19 protein-coding genes and 1 riboswitch are annotated in these 17,523 nt (G+C 69.3%); of the genes, 11 read left to right on the forward strand and 8 right to left on the reverse strand.

From position 1 onward, the window contains the following. Window positions 1-25 precede the first annotated feature (25 nt). Window positions 26-892 (reverse strand): diaminopimelate epimerase, encoded by an 867-nt coding sequence (gene dapF / locus BUE42_RS15140; protein ID WP_073465943.1) that lies wholly within the window; start codon window positions 890-892, stop codon window positions 26-28. Window positions 893-1,311: 419 nt separating this feature from the next. Between dapF and BUE42_RS15145 the strand changes: the two genes are divergently transcribed. Further along, window positions 1,312-1,914, forward strand: coding sequence for a DUF6630 family protein (locus tag BUE42_RS15145; protein ID WP_073465944.1), 603 nt, complete (start codon window positions 1,312-1,314; stop codon window positions 1,912-1,914). A gap of 75 nt (window positions 1,915-1,989) precedes the next feature. Here BUE42_RS15145 and BUE42_RS15150 read toward each other — a convergent pair whose 3' ends face one another. After that, the gene (locus BUE42_RS15150) at window positions 1,990-2,868 is read right to left on the reverse strand and encodes an LpxL/LpxP family acyltransferase (protein ID WP_073465945.1); all 879 of its coding nucleotides are present in this window, start codon (window positions 2,866-2,868) and stop codon (window positions 1,990-1,992) included. 10 nt (window positions 2,869-2,878) lie between these two features. Further along, window positions 2,879-3,742, reverse strand: a complete 864-nt coding sequence (locus tag BUE42_RS15155; RefSeq protein WP_073465946.1) for a lysophospholipid acyltransferase family protein — start codon at window positions 3,740-3,742, stop codon at window positions 2,879-2,881. Between the two features lie 135 nt (window positions 3,743-3,877). Between BUE42_RS15155 and metK the strand changes: the two genes are divergently transcribed. The 3 genes from metK (at window position 3,878) to BUE42_RS15170 (ending at window position 7,337) form a co-directional block, all read left to right on the forward strand. Further along, entirely contained in the window at window positions 3,878-5,059 is a 1,182-nt protein-coding gene (metK, locus tag BUE42_RS15160) for a methionine adenosyltransferase (protein WP_073465947.1), read from the forward strand. 126 nt (window positions 5,060-5,185) lie between these two features. Further along, window positions 5,186-6,184, forward strand: a complete 999-nt coding sequence (locus BUE42_RS15165; protein WP_073465948.1) for a GGDEF domain-containing response regulator — start codon at window positions 5,186-5,188, stop codon at window positions 6,182-6,184. A 61-nt stretch (window positions 6,185-6,245) separates the two neighbouring features. Continuing rightward, entirely contained in the window at window positions 6,246-7,337 is a 1,092-nt protein-coding gene (locus BUE42_RS15170; RefSeq protein WP_073465949.1) for a DNA glycosylase AlkZ-like family protein, read from the forward strand. 1 nt (window position 7,338) lies between these two features. On the opposite strand, the gene BUE42_RS15175 is transcribed toward BUE42_RS15170, so the two are convergent. Next, window positions 7,339-8,514 carry a YbfB/YjiJ family MFS transporter gene (locus BUE42_RS15175; RefSeq protein WP_073465950.1) on the reverse strand — a complete coding sequence of 392 codons (1,176 nt, stop codon included), beginning with the start codon at window positions 8,512-8,514 and terminating at the stop codon, window positions 7,339-7,341. A 102-nt stretch (window positions 8,515-8,616) separates the two neighbouring features. On the opposite strand from BUE42_RS15175, the gene BUE42_RS15180 reads away from it, so the two are divergent. Together BUE42_RS15180 and BUE42_RS15185 are read left to right on the forward strand one after the other, a co-directional pair. Then, complete coding sequence (locus BUE42_RS15180; RefSeq protein WP_073465951.1) at window positions 8,617-9,447, forward strand: transglutaminase-like domain-containing protein; 831 nt, start codon at window positions 8,617-8,619, stop codon at window positions 9,445-9,447. Between the two features lie 65 nt (window positions 9,448-9,512). After that, a complete protein-coding gene (locus tag BUE42_RS15185) occupies window positions 9,513-9,740 on the forward strand; it encodes a hypothetical protein (RefSeq protein ID WP_073465952.1) in 228 nt (75 codons plus the stop codon). A gap of 29 nt (window positions 9,741-9,769) precedes the next feature. On the opposite strand, the gene BUE42_RS15190 is transcribed toward BUE42_RS15185, so the two are convergent. After that, the gene (locus BUE42_RS15190; RefSeq protein WP_073465953.1) at window positions 9,770-10,702 is read right to left on the reverse strand and encodes an AraC family transcriptional regulator; all 933 of its coding nucleotides are present in this window, start codon (window positions 10,700-10,702) and stop codon (window positions 9,770-9,772) included. Between the two features lie 186 nt (window positions 10,703-10,888). Between BUE42_RS15190 and BUE42_RS15195 the strand changes: the two genes are divergently transcribed. Next, on the forward strand, window positions 10,889-11,926 hold the full coding sequence (locus BUE42_RS15195; RefSeq protein WP_073465954.1) for an aldo/keto reductase: 1,038 nt from the start codon (window positions 10,889-10,891) through the stop codon (window positions 11,924-11,926). On the opposite strand, the gene BUE42_RS15200 is transcribed toward BUE42_RS15195, so the two are convergent. Continuing rightward, complete coding sequence (locus BUE42_RS15200) at window positions 11,850-12,758, reverse strand: HAD family hydrolase (protein WP_143171521.1); 909 nt, start codon at window positions 12,756-12,758, stop codon at window positions 11,850-11,852. The genes BUE42_RS15195 and BUE42_RS15200 overlap by 77 nt on opposite strands. 94 nt (window positions 12,759-12,852) lie before the next feature. Next, window positions 12,853-12,937, forward strand: a riboswitch (S-adenosyl-L-homocysteine riboswitch). A gap of 102 nt (window positions 12,938-13,039) precedes the next feature. On the opposite strand from BUE42_RS15200, the gene ahcY reads away from it, so the two are divergent. The 3 genes from ahcY to metF are packed head-to-tail and all read left to right on the forward strand — an operon-like array spanning window position 13,040 to window position 16,072. Then, the gene (gene ahcY, locus BUE42_RS15205) at window positions 13,040-14,467 is read left to right on the forward strand and encodes an adenosylhomocysteinase (RefSeq protein WP_073466065.1); all 1,428 of its coding nucleotides are present in this window, start codon (window positions 13,040-13,042) and stop codon (window positions 14,465-14,467) included. 7 nt (window positions 14,468-14,474) lie between these two features. Next, window positions 14,475-15,242: a TlyA family RNA methyltransferase gene (locus BUE42_RS15210; protein WP_073465955.1), complete on the forward strand. Its 768-nt coding sequence runs from the start codon at window positions 14,475-14,477 to the stop codon at window positions 15,240-15,242. Then, a complete protein-coding gene (gene metF, locus BUE42_RS15215) occupies window positions 15,239-16,072 on the forward strand; it encodes a methylenetetrahydrofolate reductase [NAD(P)H] (RefSeq protein WP_073465956.1) in 834 nt (277 codons plus the stop codon). The genes BUE42_RS15210 and metF overlap by 4 nt, the downstream gene beginning before the upstream one ends. Here the strand turns inward: metF and BUE42_RS15220 are convergent, their stop codons facing one another. After that, window positions 16,073-16,654, reverse strand: a complete 582-nt coding sequence (locus BUE42_RS15220) for a 5-formyltetrahydrofolate cyclo-ligase (RefSeq protein ID WP_073465957.1) — start codon at window positions 16,652-16,654, stop codon at window positions 16,073-16,075. A 67-nt stretch (window positions 16,655-16,721) separates the two neighbouring features. On the opposite strand from BUE42_RS15220, the gene BUE42_RS15225 reads away from it, so the two are divergent. After that, a complete protein-coding gene (locus tag BUE42_RS15225) occupies window positions 16,722-17,147 on the forward strand; it encodes a TfoX/Sxy family protein (protein WP_073465958.1) in 426 nt (141 codons plus the stop codon). Here BUE42_RS15225 and BUE42_RS15230 read toward each other — a convergent pair. Further along, window positions 17,086-17,457 (reverse strand): DUF2917 domain-containing protein, encoded by a 372-nt coding sequence (locus BUE42_RS15230; RefSeq protein WP_235002375.1) that lies wholly within the window; start codon window positions 17,455-17,457, stop codon window positions 17,086-17,088. The genes BUE42_RS15225 and BUE42_RS15230 overlap by 62 nt on opposite strands. Between the last annotated feature and the right edge of the window lie 66 nt (window positions 17,458-17,523).

Here is a 17,523-nt window from a genome sequence, read left to right on the forward strand (position 1 = left end):
TTCTACGGCTTGAGGGATTCGGCTTTTACAGATGGATCACGCCGTCGAAGACGGTCGTGGCGGGGCCGGTCATCAGCACGGGCTCGTCGAGCCTGCCTGCCGCGCCCTGCCATTCGATGGTGAGCCGGCCGCCGCGCGCATCGACGTCGACGCGCGCATCCAGCAGGCCCATGCGGATGCCCGCGACCACCGCGGCACAGGCGCCGGTGCCGCAAGCGAGCGTCTCGCCGGCGTCGCGCTCGTGCACCCGCAGCCGGATGTGCGTGCGTGACAGCACCTGCATGAAGCCGGCATTCACCTTGCGCGGGAAGCGCGCGTGCTGCTCGACCAGCGGGCCCTGCATGGCGACCGGTGCGGCGTCGACATCGGCCACCACCTGCACCGCGTGCGGGTTGCCCATCGACAGCGCGGCCACCTCGATCGTGCCGTCGCCCACCGGCAGCGGCCACACCGCGAAGCCGTTGAGCTCGCGCGGCGCGAGGCCGCTGGCGTCGAACGGCAGCGCGGCCAGGTCGAACACCGGGGCGCCCATGTCGACCGTGACCCGGCCGTCGGCCTGCAGGCGCAGTTCGAGCACCTGCCGGATCGTCTCGACGCGGATCGTTGTCTTGTCGCTCAGTTTCTTGTCGTGCACGAAGCGCACGAAACAGCGTGCACCGTTGCCGCACTGTTCCACTTCGTCACCGGTGGCACCGTTGAAGATGCGGTAACGGAAGTCGATGCCGGGCGTGTCGCTGGCCTCGACCACCAGGATCTGGTCGGCCCCGACGCCGAAGCGCCGGTCACCCAGTGCGCGCAGCTGCGCGGCATCCAGCGCGAGCGGCGCGGTGGTGGCATCGAGCACGACGAAGTCGTTGCCGGCCCCCTGCATCTTCGTGAACTGCACTCTCATGGGCGGCGATTATCGCTGCCGCGCCGTGACAGCGGTCACGGCAGGGTCGCCGTTCATCCGGGCCATCTGCCCGCCAGATGCGGGTTTCTCGAAAACATCTGGCCGCCTGCAAAAGGCCTGCACAAAGCCTGCACAGCATGCCGGGCCATGCCGTGGGCGAATCCTCGCGCCGGCTTCCACCTGGGAGAAACGATGGACATGAACCACCCCTTTGCTGTCTGTGTCGCTGTCGACGAGGCCGCTGCCTGCCGCCGGCCGCTGACGCGCGCCCCCGCCGTGCGGCTGAAGCCCGTCCGGCGACGACCGCCGCGGTCCTGTGCCTGCACCTGCGGCCGTGGCCGGGCGCACCCGTGGCGAGCCGACAAGCGCTGGCGCCTGGGCGGCGCGCCCTGCCTGATCCTTCGTCGGGAGCGCGTGCCATGCTGAAATTCCTGAAGCGACTTCGCCGCCGGTTCGACGAGCCCGAACCGCTGTGCGTGCAGGCGGCCGTCGAGACCGCATGCTTGCCTGCCCTTGCCCCGATTCCGGCCGAGCCGGCACCGCAGCAGGGCGACGTGTCGGTCGTCGACTGGCTGCGCCTCGTGCTCGGCCACCTGCGCACCGAGGAGCGGCATCGCCTGCAGCAGCGCGTGCTCAACAACCTGCGCTTCGGCGACAGCCTGCCGAAGGCGATGGTCCATGCGATGCTGAACGAAGGCGGGCAGCAGGACGGCCAGTGGGCGATGCTGCTCGTCGGCGTGAACGCGGTCGAAGACATCGAGCGGCAGGGGCGCGAGCTGGCGCGGTCGGCCGGCATCGCCGCGGTGTACGGCTGGGAGTGGCACGAAGGCCATGGCCGCACGACGCGCCCCGCGATGTTCGCGTTGCACGCCTGGCTGCTCGGTTTCGGCTATTCGCTGCTGCAGATGGACACCGGCCGCCAGGAGCATTGCATGCTGATGACCAGCGCGGCCGACGCCGAGACCGCGATCCGGCTGGGCGCCGCACTCGGGTTGCAGCTGACGCTGCCACGCAGCGACTGAGCGAGTGACCGTGGGGCCGCGGCCGGTGCCGTCTGCCGGTCGTGGTCTCAGTGCCGTGGTCTCACTACCTCGGTCTCAATACAGCGACGGCTCGCCCGCCGGCCGCGTCTTGAAGCGCTTGTGCACCCACAGGTACTGTGCCGGGTTCTTGCGGATCTCGTCTTCGATCCAGCGGTTCATCGCCGCGGTGTCGGCGACCGCGTCGTCGCTCGGGAAGTGCGTGAACGGCTCGCCGAAGCGCACCCGGTAGCCCTGGCCGCCGGGCAGCATCTCGGCGATCACCGGTTGCACCACCATGCCGAGCGCGCGCGCCATGCGCGACGGCGCCAGCAGCGTGGCGGCGGGCACGCCGAAGAACGGCACGAACGCGGCATCGCGTTCGCCGAAATCCATGTCGGGCAGGTTGAAGAAGGCGTGCCCCTTGCGGATCGCGCGGATCAGCGGCAGCGCCTTGTCGCTGCGCGGAAAGATCTCGGCATGGTCGCCGAAGCGCATGCGGCCCTTGCGGATCGCGGCGTCCATCAGCGGGTTGCTCTGCTGCTGGTACATCGAGCAGGCCGGGTGGTGCTGGAACAGCAGCGTGGCCACGCCCGCCACGTCCAGCCCCATGAAGTGCGGCACCAGCCACATCACCGGCCGCGGGCTGTGCTCGGCGAGCTTCACGTCGCCTTCGACGTGGATGATCCGCTTCAGCTGGCCCATCGGCGCGTACCAGAGCAGGCTGCGCTCGAGGATGCTGCGCCCCAGCCAGCGAAAGTGCTCGCTGGCCAGCGCGAGCCGCTGCGCCGGGCTCCAGTCGGGGTAGCACAGCGCGAGGTTGCGCAGCGCGACGCGCCGCCGCGAGCGTGCCAGCACGAACAGCAGCCGCCCGAGGCCGCGTCCCAGTGCGGCGAGCAGCGGCAGCGGCAGCCAATGCAGCAGCCACATCGTTCCCAGCAGGAGTCGGGTTCCCATCGTCTGTTCGTCAGTTCTTTTCTGCGGCGTCCGCTGGATGTTCGCGCGGCACCTTGTATCGGTTGTAGCCCCACAGGTACTGGCCGGGGCACTGCAGTATCAGCTGTTCCATCGCCCGGTTGACGGCCGTGGCCGCTTCGGTCGGGTCGTCGGGCAGCGTGCCGGGGAATTCGAAGAAGCGCTGCAGGTAGCCGGCGCCGTGCGGCAGCCGCTCGCCCCAGGTCAGCAGCAGCGCGGCGCCAGTCTGCTGCGCGAGCCGCGCGGCCAGCGTCATCGTGTAGGCCGGCTTGCCGAAGAAGGGCGCCCACACGCCCATGCCGTCGGGTGGCACCTGGTCGGGCAGCAGGCCGACCATCTCGCCACGGCGCAGCGCGCGGATCATCTGGCGCACGCCCGACAAGGTGGCCGGCACCGCCTGCAGGTGCGGGCGATCGCGCGCGGTTTCCTCGAGGCGGCGCAGCCAGGCCTGGCGCGCCGGACGGTACAGCACCGTGATCGGCTGGTGCGAGCCCCAGCGCTCGGCGATGGCCTGGGCGGTGACCTCGAAGCAGCCCATGTGCGGCGTCAGCAGCAGCACGCCCCGGCCGGATTCGAGCGCACGCGCCAGCAGCGGCTCGCCTTCGAAGCGCACCAGGCCGAGCACCGACCGGTCGACCGGCCGCAGCCACAGCTTCGGAAGCTCCATCACCATGCGCCCGGCCGACGCGATCGCCGGCTGCCACTGGGCCTTCGCCAGCCCCGCCTGGCTGGCGTTGTCGACCATGCGGCGCCGGTAGCTGCCCGACACCGCGTAGCCCAGCCAGCCGAGCACGCTGCCGAGATGATGCAAAAAGCCCAGTGAAAGGCCGGCAAACCAGCGCAGTAGGGTCGACATCTGTTCCTATAATCCCGCCATCGCCGAGTTATGAACTACTTGCGGGGCGATTCAAAAAATTCTGCTAAAGCGTTCGCCGCTCGATGAACCCTCAAGTCCGGCAACGCGTTTTTGCAACCTTGCTGGAGTTTAAGAGTGTCGAACGACTTCCTTTTCACGTCCGAGTCCGTTTCCGAAGGTCACCCCGACAAGGTGGCTGACCAGATCTCCGACGCCATCCTCGATGCGATCTTCAAGCAGGACCCGCGTTCGCGCGTGGCCGCCGAGACGCTGACGAACACCGGGCTGGTCGTGCTGGCCGGCGAGATCACCACCAACGCGCACGTCGACTACATCCAGGTCGCGCGCGACACCATCAAGCGCATCGGCTACGACAACACCGAGTACGGCATCGACTACAAGGGCTGCGCGGTGATGGTCTGCTACGACAAGCAGTCCAACGACATTGCCCAGGGCGTCGACCAGGCGAGCGACGACCACCTGAACACCGGTGCCGGCGACCAGGGCCTGATGTTCGGCTACGCCTGCGACGAGACACCGGAGCTGATGCCCGCGCCCATCTACTACGCGCACCGCCTGGTCGAGCGCCAGGCCCAGCTGCGCAAGGACGGCCGCCTGCCGTTCCTGCGCCCCGACGCGAAGAGCCAGGTGACGATGCGTTATGTCGACGGCAAGCCGCACAGCATCGACACCGTCGTGCTGTCGACGCAGCACAGCCCCGATCAGAGCGAGACGCCGAAGAAGATGAAGGCCTCGTTCAACGAAGCCATCATCGAGGAGATCATCAAGCCGGTGCTCCCGAAGGAGTGGCTGAAGGACACCAAGTTCCTGATCAACCCGACCGGCCGCTTCGTCATCGGCGGTCCGCAAGGCGACTGCGGCCTGACCGGCCGCAAGATCATCGTCGACACCTATGGCGGCGCCTGCCCGCACGGCGGCGGCGCGTTCTCGGGCAAGGACCCGAGCAAGGTCGACCGCTCGGCCGCCTATGCGGCGCGCTATGTCGCGAAGAACGTCGTCGCGGCCGGCCTGGCGCGCCAGTGCCAGATCCAGGTGGCGTACGCGATCGGCGTGGCCCGCCCGATGAACGTGACGGTCTACACCGAAGGCACCGGCGTGATCTCCGACGACAAGATCGCCGCGCTGGTCAACGAGCACTTCGACCTGCGCCCGAAGGGCATCATCCAGATGCTCGACCTGCTGCGCCCGATCTACGAGAAGACCGCTGCCTACGGCCACTTCGGTCGCGAAGAGCCGGAGTTCAGCTGGGAAAAGACTGACAAGGCGGCTGTGCTGCGGGCTGCGGCCGGGCTGTAAGACAGGCTGCGCTCCGTGCGGTAGTGCGCGCCGCTTCGCCGGCCATCGTTGCCGCCGCTACAGGCCGCGGCACGGTCGCCGATAAGCAGGCCGAAGGCGTCGACATCGGCGTCATCGGCCCTGCCCATGTCCGTTGTTCCTGCCGCCACTTCTTCGCTGACCATCCTCGTCGTCGACGACCAGCCTGCCGTGCGGGTCGCACTCGTCGCGCAACTCGATGCGCTCGGCCACCGCGTGCTCGAAGCCGGTGACGCGACCTGGGCGCTGGACCAGTTCCAGCGCCACCAGCCCGACCTGGTGCTGCTCGACGTGGTGATGCCCGGCCACGACGGCTACTGGCTGGCGCGCCAGATGCGCCAGGCGGAGTCCGGTCGCTGGACGCCGATCATCTTCCTGTCGGCGCGCGACCAGGAACAGGATCTGTGGAAGGGCATCGAGAGCGGTGGTGACGACTACCTGGTGAAGCCGGTGTCGACCGTGGTGCTGGCCGCCAAGCTGCGCGCGATGAGCCGGCTGCAGCAGATGCAGGCGCAGCTGATGCAGGTGTCGTCCGAGTTGCGCACCGCGAACCAGCGGCTGCAGCACCTGAGCGAGCTCGACGAGCTGACCGGCCTGATCAACCGCCGCGGCTTCGACCGCCTGCTGCATGCCGAGATCGGCGCGGCGCGCCGCGAGCAGCAGCCGCTGACGCTGGTGTTCTGCGACCTCGATGCGTTCAAGCCCTACAACGACACGCTCGGCCATGTGCAGGGCGACGATTGCCTGCGCCGCATCGGCGCGCTGTTGCGCGACGCCTGCCACCGGCCGCGCGACCGCGCGACGCGCTACGGCGGCGAGGAGTTCGCGCTGATCCTGCCGAACACGCCGAAATCCGGCGCGATGACCTTCGCGCGCGCGGTCCGCCGCATGCTGGCCGGCGTGGCGCTGCCGCACCCGGCCTCGCCGGTCGGTGGGCTGGTCACGCTGACCGGCGGCATCACCACCTGCATCCCCGACGCGCAGACCACCACCGAAGGCATGGTGATGCGCGCCGACCAGGCCTTGTACGCCGCGAAAGCGCAGGGGCGGGATCGCTTCTTCAGTTTCGAGATGCAGTTGGACACGGTGGAGCAGCTGGCGCAGTAGTGTCAGCAGGCCCAGGCCAGGCGCTTTGCTCGCGCGGGCGGATGACGCATCATCCGGCCCCATGCCGATCACCCTCGACCACCTGCGGCGCTATGCCGTCGCCCGCACGCTCTTCAAGCCGACCACGCTGCTGCGCGCGATCCGCCAGCTGGGCTTCCTGCAGGCCGACCCGATCCGCTCGCCGGCGCGGGCGCAGGACCTGACGCTGCGCCACCGCGTCAAGGGCTACCGCGCCGGCGATCTGGAGCGCCGCTACGCGAAGCTGCCGGTCGAGGAGGACTGCCTCGTCAACTACGGCTTCCTGCCGCGCGAGCACCTGGCGCTGATGCACCCGCGCATCGCGAAGACCGCGTGGGATCGCGCCACGCAGCGCCGCGCAGCCGACGTGCTGGCCTTCGTGCGCGAGCGTGGCCGCGTGCACCCGCGCGAGGTCGACGAGCACTTCGCACACGGCCGCATCACCAACTACTGGGGCGGCTCGTCGAACGCGAGCACGCACCTGCTTGACGGCATGCACTACCGCGGCCTGCTGCGCGTCGTGCGGCGCGATGCGGGCATCCGCGTCTACGAGGTGGTCGAGCATCCGCCGGCCGACGAGAGCCCGGCCGAGCGAACGCGCCGTGCCGCCGCGCTGCTGGAACTGATCGTGCGCAAGTACGCACCGCTGCCGGCGCGCAGCCTGACCCACCTGACCGGGTTGCTGAACTACGGCGCGCCGCACCTGAAGGCGCAGACGCAGGCGGCGATGAAGCTCGCGCGCGAGCAGCTCGCGAGCCTGCAGCTCGATGGCGTCACCTGGTACTGGCCGGCCGACGAGAACCCGGCCTCGCGCCGCCATGCGCCCGACGACGCGGTGCGGCTGCTCGCACCGTTCGACCCGGTGGTCTGGGACCGCATCCGTTTCGAGCTGCTGTGGGACTGGGCCTACCGCTTCGAGGCCTACACGCCGCAGCCGAAGCGCAAGTTCGGCTACTACGCGCTGCCGCTGCTGTGGCACGACCGCGTGATCGGCTGGGGCAACCTGTCGGTGGTCGGCGGGCAGCTGAAGCAGCAGTTCGGCTATGTCGAGGGCCGGGCGCCGCGCGATCCGGCGTTCAAGGCGGGGCTGGCCGACGAGATCGCGCGCATGCGCCATTTCCTCGGCGTGGACTGATTCACGCCGCCGGCAACGGCCGCTGCCGCGCGGCGAGCGACGCCGCCAGCGCCAGCACGCCGGCCGATGCGGCGAGCCCGGCGCGCAGCCCGCCCGGCCCGTCGGCCAGCCAGCCGACCAGGCTGGGGCCGACGATCTGCCCGGCCGCGAACACCGTCGTGAAGGCGGCGATGCCGGCCGGCCACGCGGCGGCCGGCAGGTTGTGCCGCACCAGCGCGGTGGTCGACGCGACCACCGACAGGAACACGCCGCCGAACAGCGCGCCCGATGCGAAGCCGGCCAGCGGGTGCGCACTGACCACCGGCAGCAAGGTGGCGACCGCGAGCAGCGCGTTCAGCAGCGCCATCGGCTGCCCGCCGCGCCAGCGCTGCAGCAGCCCGGCCCACAGCCACGACGACGCGATCACGCCCAGGCCGAGCAGCGCGTAGAACACCGTGATCAGCCCGCTGCCCAATTGCTGCTCGCGCAGCAGCGTCACCGAAAACGTCATGTAGCCGATGTAGCCGAGGCCGAACAGCGTGTACGACGCGAGGCCGAACACGAAGTCGCGCGGCCGGAAGCCGGTGCGGGCCGAGGCCGGGGCGGGTGCCGCGTCCAGGCCGCGCGTGCCGCCGGCGGTGACCGCGGTGGCGAGCAGCGCCGCGGCGCCCAGCGCGATCCACGCCCATTGCCAGGCATGCGCTTGCGGCAGCGCGACGAGCGGCGGTACCAGCAGCGCCGAGGCCACGATGCCGACGCCGGTGCCGCCGTAGTACAGACCGAGGATCAGCCCGGCGCGCGCGGCGCCATCGCTGCCGACCAGGCGGGCGGCCATCAGCCCGCCGGCGATGAAGGCGGCGGCGCTGGCGATGCCGGTCGCGAGCCGCAGCGCGTACAGCGCTGCATCCGAGCTGACGAGGCCATGCGCCACCAGCACCAGCCCCGCCGATGCGCTGCCCGCCAGCAGCACGCGCCGCGCGCTCAGCCGCGCCAGCGCCAGCGGCGTGGCCAGCGCGCCGAGCAGGTAGCCGGCGGCGTTGACGGTGTTCATCGCGCCGGCCGTGAGGTAGCTCCAGCCGAGGTCGGCGCGCATCGCCGGCAGCAGCAGCGCGTACGAGAAGCGCGCCAGCCCGAGCGACACCGCGGCGGCCAGCGCCAGGGCGGCGGCGGTGCGCAGCGTGGAGGAGGAAGGGCTCATCGCGGCGCATTGTGCCCATGCGCGCGGCCGGGCGCATTCGTCCTACAGCGTCGTGGGCGGCCGGCCGATGGGCGCGGTGCGGGTCTCGCGGTGCAATGCCGCATGCACCAACACTTCGACGTCGACTGCGAGCTGAGCTACCAGATGGCCGGTCCGGCGGACTTCCTGTTCCAGCTGCATGCGCTGGACGGCATGGACCAGCGCGTGCTGAGCGAATCGCTGGAGGTGGAGCCGGCGGTGCGCGTGCACGTCTACGAAGACCCGGCGGTGGGCCACCGTTTCGCGCGCCTGTCGGCGGGAGAGGGCACGCTGCGGCTGCAGTACCGGGCGCGCGTCGAGCGGCGGCCGGTGCCGGCGGACCTGGCGGCTGCCGAGATGGCGATCACCGAGCTGCCCGACGAGGTGCTGCATAACCTGATGCCCACGCGCTACTGCGAATCCGACCTGCTGTCGCATGCGGCGATCAAGATCTTCGGCGAGCTGCCGCGCGGCGCGCTGCGGGTGCAGGCGATCTGCGACTGGCTGCACGACAACATCGACTACCAGCTCGGATCGAGCACCGCGACCACGACCGCCTGCGACGTGTTCCGCAACCGTGCCGGCGTGTGCCGCGATTTCGCGCACCTTGCGGTGACCTTCTGCCGCGCGCTGAACATCCCGGCGCGGCTGGTGGTCGGCTATGCACGGTTCGACGAGCCGCCGCCGGACTTCCACGCGGTGTTCGAGGCGTACCTCGGTGGCCGCTGGATGATGTTCGACCCGACCCGGATGTCACCGGTCGACGACCTGGTGCGCATCGCGATGGGCCGCGACGCCAAGGACGTGGCCTTCGCGACGATCTTCGGGCCGGCGACGATGACGGGCATGCGGCCCGATGTGGCGCTGGTCGCGCAGGGTGCGAATGCCGGGCCCCGTGGCGAATCGTCTGGCTGATCGGGTGGAACCGTGTGCGCGAGCGCGTTACCAACCGGGCTGTTGCTGATGACGGGAGATTTTCGATGACATCGCTGACCCAAGATCGCCGTGCCCTTGTCGAGGCCGAAGCCGACGGCCAGGATGGCGCGCCTGCGGACGGCGCTACGTTCCTGAAGATCGTCCAGATCCTGCAACGCAAGGAGCGGCTTGCCGCGAGCGGGGCGGCGTTCGAGCGTTTCGATCCGACAGCACCCGGCATCCATTCCGCTCGACGCCGCGAGCCTGCCGGCGCGCTCACCTTCACCGGCTGAGCCCGGCCAGAGCCTCGACGGAACCTCGTTCAAGCCGGCTCGCTGACCTCGTTCTCGGCCAGCCAGCGCCGCCGGTCACGCGCCGGCGGGGCGCCGAACATTCGGCCATATTCGCGCGCGAACTGCGAGGCGCTTTCGTAGCCGACCTGGTGTGCCGCGGTCGACGCATCGGTGCCGCCGGACATCAGCAGCCGGCGCGCCTCCTGCAGCCGCAGCTGCTTCTGGAACTGCAGCGGGCTCATCGCGGTGACCGCCTTGAAGTGGTGGTGGAACGACGACACGCTCATGTGCACCTCGCGCGCGATCTCGTCGATGCGCAGCGCCTGCGCGTAGTTCGCGCGCAGCCGCGCGATGGCCTTCGCGATGCGCTGCGTCTGGCTGTCCTGCAGCGCGAGCTGCCGCAGCCGCGCGCCTTCGCCGTTCATCAGCAGCCGGTACAGGATCTCGCGCTTGACCAGCGGCGCGACGATCGCGATGTCGGCCGGCGCATCGAGCAGCTTCAGCAGCCGCAGCACCGGCTCGAGCACCGGCAGCGCGATGCGGTTCACGTAGATGCCGCGGGCCGGCCCGGTCTGCGCGGCAGCGGGCAGGCGTTCGTCGCGGATCAGCTCGCCGATCTCGGCGATGTCCAGCGACAGCCGCAGGCCGAGGTAGGGCAGCGAGTCGCTCGCGACGCGCACTTGGCCGACCACCGGCAGGTCGACCGAGGTCACCAGGTAGTGCAACGCGTCGTAGGTGTGGACGTCGTCGCCGACCATCACCTGCTTGGAGCCCTGCGCGATCAGCGCCAGCGCCGGTTCGTAGACGTTGTGCTTCGGCCCGCCCGGGTTCGCGATGCGGTGGACGATGAGTCCGGGCACCGGCGTCTGCACGGCGCCTTCGACGCCACCGGTCGCGCGGTCCAGCATCCCCACCAGCGAGCGGCGGGCGTCGTCGAGTTCGGGAGGGTCGTGCGGGGACATCGTCTTGCGGTGGAGGATCGGGTGTGTCGCAGCTTAGCGCCGTCCACGTACCTGTGCTTTGCCGGCCGGCGCGGTCTGGAGAAATGGGCAAGAACTCTGCAGGAACGTGCTGGCGTGGCATCGGCACGCGGCAGGACACTGCCGGCCTGGCCCCGCTTCCCGGGGCGACGTCACAAGGAGCTGGACATGCAACATCGAAAACTCGGCCGCACCGGCCTGTTCGTCTCGGAACTGTGCCTGGGCACGATGACCTTCGGCGGCGGCGGTGGCATCTGGAGCCAGATCGGCAAGCTGCAGCAGGACGAGGCCGATGCGCTGGTGGGCCGCGCGCTCGACGCCGGCATCAACTTCATCGACACCGCCGACGTCTATTCGGAAGGCCAGTCGGAGCAGATCACCGGCCAGGCGCTGCGCAACCTGAAGGTGCCGCGCGACAAGGTGGTCATCGCCACCAAGGTGTTCGGCGAGACCGGCGCCAAGGGCGTCAATTCGTCGGGCATGTCGCGCTTCCACATCATGGACGGCGTGAAGGCAAGCCTGAAGCGCCTGCAGCTCGAGCACATCGACCTGTACCAGATCCACGGCTTCGACCCGTCCACCCCGATCGACGAAGCGGTGCATGCGATGGACACGCTGGTGCAGCAAGGGCACGTGCGCTATGTCGGGGTGTCGAACTGGGCGGCCTGGCAGATCGCGAAAGCGCTGGGGATAGCCGAGCGCGACGGCAAGGCGCGCTTCGAGTCGCTGCAGGCCTACTACACGATCGCCGGGCGCGACCTGGAGCGCGAGATCGTGCCGATGCTGCGCAGCGAGCAGGTCGGGCTGATGGTGTGGAGCCCGCTGGCCGGCGGCTTGCTGAGCGGCAAATACGGGCGCGACGGGCAGGGCGCCGAGCAGGGCAGCCGGCGCACCACCTTCGATTTCCCGCCGGTGAACCGTGCGCGCGCCGACGATTGCATCGACGTGATGCGCGGCATCGCCGAGGCACACGGCGTGTCGGTCGCGCGGGTCGCGCTGGCCTGGGTGCTGCACCAGCCGGCGGTCAGCACCGTGATCATCGGTGCCAAGCGGGTCGAGCAACTGGACGACAACATCGCCGCGACGGCGTTGAAGTTGAATGCCGATGAGCTCGCGGCGCTGGACAAGGTCAGCGCGTTGCCGGCGGAGTACCCGGGGTGGATGCTGACGCGGCAGGCGGGGCAGCGGGCGGCGCGGCTGGGTTGACGGCTCTGGGGCGCTTGTCGGCGGTGCGAGCCGCGCGCAGCGCCCCGGCCACTTCAGCGAACCCTCGTCCGCGCTCGCCTTGAGCCAGGTACGCCGGCCACGTGTGCAACCGATCCGCGAATTGCATCAGGTTCGCGACCCCGACGCTGACCGGGAAGTGCCCGAACATCGCCTGGTCGTTCGTCGAATCGCCGACGTACGCCCAGGCCGCGGTCTCGTCATCGAGCGAGCGCCCGAGCAAACGCTGCACGATCCAGCGCGCACCGCTCAGCTTGTCGTGCTCGCCGTACCAGCCGTTGATGTGGATCGAGCTGACGGTCGCGTTCATGCCTTCGCTGCGCATCACCTGCAGCACCGCGTCGATCTGCGGCGGCGTCAGGTGCGCGAACTCGCCGTGGTCGATCGCGATGTCGGTGACGCGGCCGGCGCTGTCCTGCGCGAGCGTGGCGCCGGGCACCTCGTCCAGCACGCGCTGTGCGGTCTGACGCAATCGCATCGCGTTGTGGGTTCGTGTCGCTTCGTCCTGCGCGTACTCGATCAACAACCGCCCGGCCGCTTCGCGGAACAACGCGACCGCGCCGTTCTCCGCGACGATCGCATCGATCGGCCAGTCGCGCGCGAACGGTTCGCTCCAACCCATCGGCCGCCCGGTGATCGCGATCACCGGAATGCCGGCGTCGCGCAGCGCCTGCAGGGCCGCCAGCGCCGCCGGCTCGATCGCGCCGTCGCGCGTCAGCGTGTCGTCGATGTCGGTCAGCACGCCGCGCACGCTGCGGGCCAGCTCGGGGCTCAGTTCTGAAAGGGGGCGGGGCCGGGGTGTGGCGTCAGGCATGCCCCGCAGTCTTGCACGACCCGCGGGCATAACGCACGCCACAACGCACGCAATGGGCTGGAATCCGCCCGTTCCGGCGTCTACAATCCCTGCACTTTCCGAGGAGCGTTGCAAGGCCGCCTGTCGCCACGACAGCCGCCCCAGGCTCGGGAATCCAATTGCAACCGCGCTCACCCGCACGATCGTCCTTCGTGGGTGAGTTTGTGAACCGCGGTCCTGAACCGCGTTCTTGAGCTTCCAACGTCGTTGCGCGTGCGGGGTCCTTATCAATGGAGCCCGACATGAACGCTGTTCTCAAGCCTTCCCAAGACCACGCCATCGCCGACATCTCGCTTGCCGCCTGGGGCCGCAAGGAGATCCGCATCGCCGAGACCGAGATGCCCGGCCTGATGTCCATTCGCGAAGAATTCGCGAAGACACAGCCGCTGAAGGGCGCGCGCGTCACCGGCTCGCTGCACATGACGATCCAGACCGCCGTGCTGGTCGAGACGCTGCAGGCCCTCGGCGCCCAGGTGCGCTGGGCCTCGTGCAACATCTTCTCGACGCAAGACCACGCTGCTGCCGCGCTGGTCGAGAAGGGCACCCCCGTCTTCGCCTACAAGGGCGAGAACCTGACCGACTACTGGGACTACACCCACCGCATCTTCGACTTCGGCACTAAGGGTTCCGAAGGCGAAGGCCCGAACATGATCCTCGACGACGGCGGCGACGCGACGCTGCTGATGCACCTGGGCCAGCGCGCCGAGAAGGACATCAGCCTGCTGGACAAGCCCGGCAGCGAAGAAGAGACCTGCCTGTTCGCCAGCATCAAGGCCAAGCTCGCGCAGGACCCGACCTGGTACACCCGCAAGAGCGCGCAGATCCAGGGCGTGACCGAAGAGACCACCACCGGCGTGCACCGCCTGAAGGAAATGAGCGCGAAGGGCACGCTGCTGTTCCGCGCGATCAACGTGAACGACTCGGTCACGAAGAGCAAGTTCGACAACCTGTACGGCTGCCGCGAATCGCTGGTCGATGGCATCAAGCGCGCGACCGACGTGATGATCGCCGGCAAGGTGGCCTGCGTGGCCGGCTACGGCGACGTGGGCAAGGGCTCGGCCCAGGCGCTGCGCGCGCTCAGCGCCCAGGTGTGGGTGACCGAGATCGACCCCATCAATGCGCTGCAGGCCGCGATGGAAGGCTACAAGGTCGTGACGATGGAGTACGCCGCCGACAAGGCCGACATCTTCGTGACGACCACCGGCAACAAGGGCGTGATCCGCCATGAGCACATGGTCGCGATGAAGGACCAGGCGATCGTCTGCAACATCGGCCACTTCGACAACGAGATCGACATCGCGGCGATCGAGAAGTACGAATGGGAAGAGATCAAGCCGCAGGTCGACCACGTGATCTTCCCGGACGGGAAACGCATCATCCTGCTGGCCAAGGGCCGCCTCGTGAACCTCGGCTGCGGCACCGGCCACCCGAGCTTCGTGATGAGCTCGAGCTTCGCCAACCAGACGATCGCGCAGATCGAGCTGTTCACGCGGCCCGAGAAGTACGAGGTCGGCCAGGTCTACGTGCTGCCCAAGCACCTCGACGAGAAGGTCGCCCGCCTGCACCTGAAGAAGGTCGGCGCGATGCTGACCGAGCTGACGGACGAGCAGGCCGCCTACATCGGCGTGTCGAAGAACGGCCCGTACAAGCCCGACACCTACCGCTACTGATCCGACCATGCGCATCGACCAGCTGCTCGTCTCCGAGGGGCTGGCGCCCACCCGATCGGCCGCCCAGCGGTTGATCGAGCGCGGCGCCGTCCGTTGGCTCGGCCCCAAGGGCTGGGCCGTTCCGAAGAAGGCGGGCGAAGACGTGCCCGAAGGCTGCGAGCTCGAGATCACCGACGACGCCGAGCTGCGCTTCGTGTCGCGCGGCGGGCTCAAGCTCGAAGGCGCGCTGAAGCACTGCGCGATCGACGTGACCGGGCTGGCCTGCCTCGATGCCGGCCAGAGCACCGGCGGCTTCACCGACGCCCTGCTGCAGGCCGGTGCCGCCCGCGTGGCCGGCATCGACGTCGGCCATGGCCAGTTGCACCCGAAGCTGCAGGCCGATGCGCGGGTGCAGTGCTTCGAGGGCGTCAATGCCCGCGACGTGACCGGCTCGGCCTTCGAGGCCGCATCGACGCCGCACAGTTTCGGCTTCGTCACCGGCGACCTGTCGTTCATCACGTCGACGCACGTGCTGCCGACGCTGGCGCACTACCTGGCGCCCGAGGGTCACCTGCTGCTGCTGATCAAGCCGCAGTTCGAGCTGCAGCCGGCGCAGATCGGCAAGGGCGGCATCGTCAAGGACGAACGGCATTTCGCCGAGGTCGAGACGCGCATCCGCAAGGCCTGCAGGGAGCAGTTTCTGCAGGTGCGCGCCTATTTCCAAAGCCCGATCAAGGGCGGCAACGGCAACACCGAGTTCTTCGTGTGGGCCGTGCCATCCGAGGATGTTGCATGAGCCGAGTTCCCGTCAGTCTGGAGTTCTTCCCGCCCAAGACGCCCGAAGGCGTCACCAAGCTCGCAGCCGTGCGCCAGCAGCTCTATGCGCTGAAGCCGAGCTTCTGCTCCGTCACCTATGGCGCGGGCGGCTCGACGCAGGACGGCACGTTGGCGGCCGTGCAGGCGATCCTGGCCGAGGGTGTCGAGGCCGCGTCGCACTTCACCTGCGTCGGTGCGGACCGGGCGTCGGTGCAGGCCAAGCTCGAGCAGTTCAAGGCCGCGGGCATCCGCCGGCTGGTGGCGTTGCGCGGCGACCTGCCGAGCGGCTATGGCGGTTTCGGCGAGTTCCGCTACGCGAGCGAGCTGATCGCGTTCATCCGCGAGGCCACCGGCCAGCAGTTCCACATCGAGGTGGCGGCGTATCCCGAGATGCATCCGCAGGCGAAGTCGCCGCAGGCCGACCTGCAGGCCTATGTCGAGAAGGTGAAGGCGGGCGCCGATGCGGCGATCACGCAATTCTTCTTCAATGCCGATGCCTACGAGCGTTTCGTCGAGGACGCGCGCCGGCTGGGGGCCGACATCCCGGTGGTGCCGGGCATCATGCCGATCACGAACGCGAGCGGCATCATCCGCTTCGCCGATTCGTCGGGTGCCGAGATCCCGCGCTGGATCCGGCTGCGGCTGCAGAGCTTCGGCGACGACACCGCGTCGATCAAGGCCTTCGGGCTCGACGTGGTGACCGAGCTGTGCGAGCGGCTGCTGCGCATCGGCGTGCCGGGGCTGCACATCTACACGATGAATGCCGCGACCGCGCCGATCGAGATCTGCCGGCGCTTGGGCCTCTCGTAGTCAGCTGTCCCGCTGCCACATCACACCCTCTTCGGTGATGACGGCATCCAGCGGGTTCTCGCCTTCCTTCGGGCGCAGCATCGGCAGGAAGCCGTGCGCATAGCAAAGCCCGACCGTGATCGGGCGGGGCGTCAGCGCGGCGACCGAGCGCTCGTAGAACCCGCCGCCATACCCCAGCCGCGCCCCCTCGGTGCCGTAGCCCACGCAGGGCAGCAGCAGCAGTTCCGGCTGGAACTGCTCGGTGCCTTTCGGCTTGGGGATGTCATGCGCATCGAGTTCGGTCGGGCAGCCCGGGTACCAGACGTGGAAGCGCAAGGTGCCGTCGGTCCGGTCCATCACCGGCAACCCGATGCGCCGGCCCGGTCCGCCTTCGCTCCAGCGGAACAGCGCCGGCAGCGGATCGAACTCGCCCTTGATCGGCCAGTAGCCGCCGATCAACGATTCGCGCCGGCTGACCAGCCAGATGCGCAGCATGCTTTGCAGCTGCACCGCAAGCTCGAGCCGGTCGGGCAAGGCCTGACGGTCGGCGATCAGCTTCTTGCGCAGCACCGCAATCGTGGAGGACGTGTCGGGGGTGGCCATGCGGGCGATTGTGACCGAGCCGTGGCACGGGTGGCCAGCACCACAGCAGCGCGCCTACCATCGGCGCATGGCCACGATCAGCTCACCGAAGGATGAATTCGCCCGCTACTGCGTCGAGCTGCTCGGCTCGCTGGGCCCGACACGCTCGCGGCGCATGTTCGGCGGGCACGGCTTCTATGTCGACGATGTGTTCATCGCGCTGATCTTCGAGGAGCGCCTGTACCTGAAGGCCGACGACGCGACCCGGGCGCGCTTCGAGCAGGCCGGCTGCCAGCCCTTCGTCTACGAAGGCGGGCAGGGCAAGTCGGTGTCGATCAGCTACTACACCGCGCCCGACGACGCGATGGAATCGCCGGCGCTGATGCGCCCGTGGGCGCGGCTCGCGATGGAGGCGGGCCTGCGCGCCGCGGCGGCCAAGGCCCGCAAGCCGGTCAAGCCGCGTGCAGCGCCGGCGAAGACGAAGCGCCCAGCCGCGAAGAGAGCTGCTCGCTGAACCGCTGCGCCAGCGACTTGCCGCGCTTGCAGGCGTCGGGCGGCACCAGCAGCTGGAACTGCGCGCTCGGCCAGGCTTCGAGCACCGCCTGCGCGCCGGCCGGCAGCGCGACGCTGTCGCCGCGTTCCAGCCACACATCCTGGGCCGGCTCGTCGGCCGTGCCCGGCACCGTCAGCCACAGGCGGCCTTCGGTGACGCGCAGCCAGCGCGACCCGGGTCCGATCTCCAGCGGGCGGGCCTCGCCGGGCGCCACGGTCCAGCTCGCGGCTTCGGATTGTTGAAAATTGCTCATCACCATCGGGCTTGCCATGTTGCTCTCCTTGCAGGGCATGGGATGAACTTTAGGGGGCTGCAGGCCGGTGGTCCAATGACTTAC

This window comes from Rhizobacter sp. OV335, from assembly GCF_900142965.1.
Lineage (GTDB): Bacteria > Pseudomonadota > Gammaproteobacteria > Burkholderiales > Burkholderiaceae_C > Rhizobacter.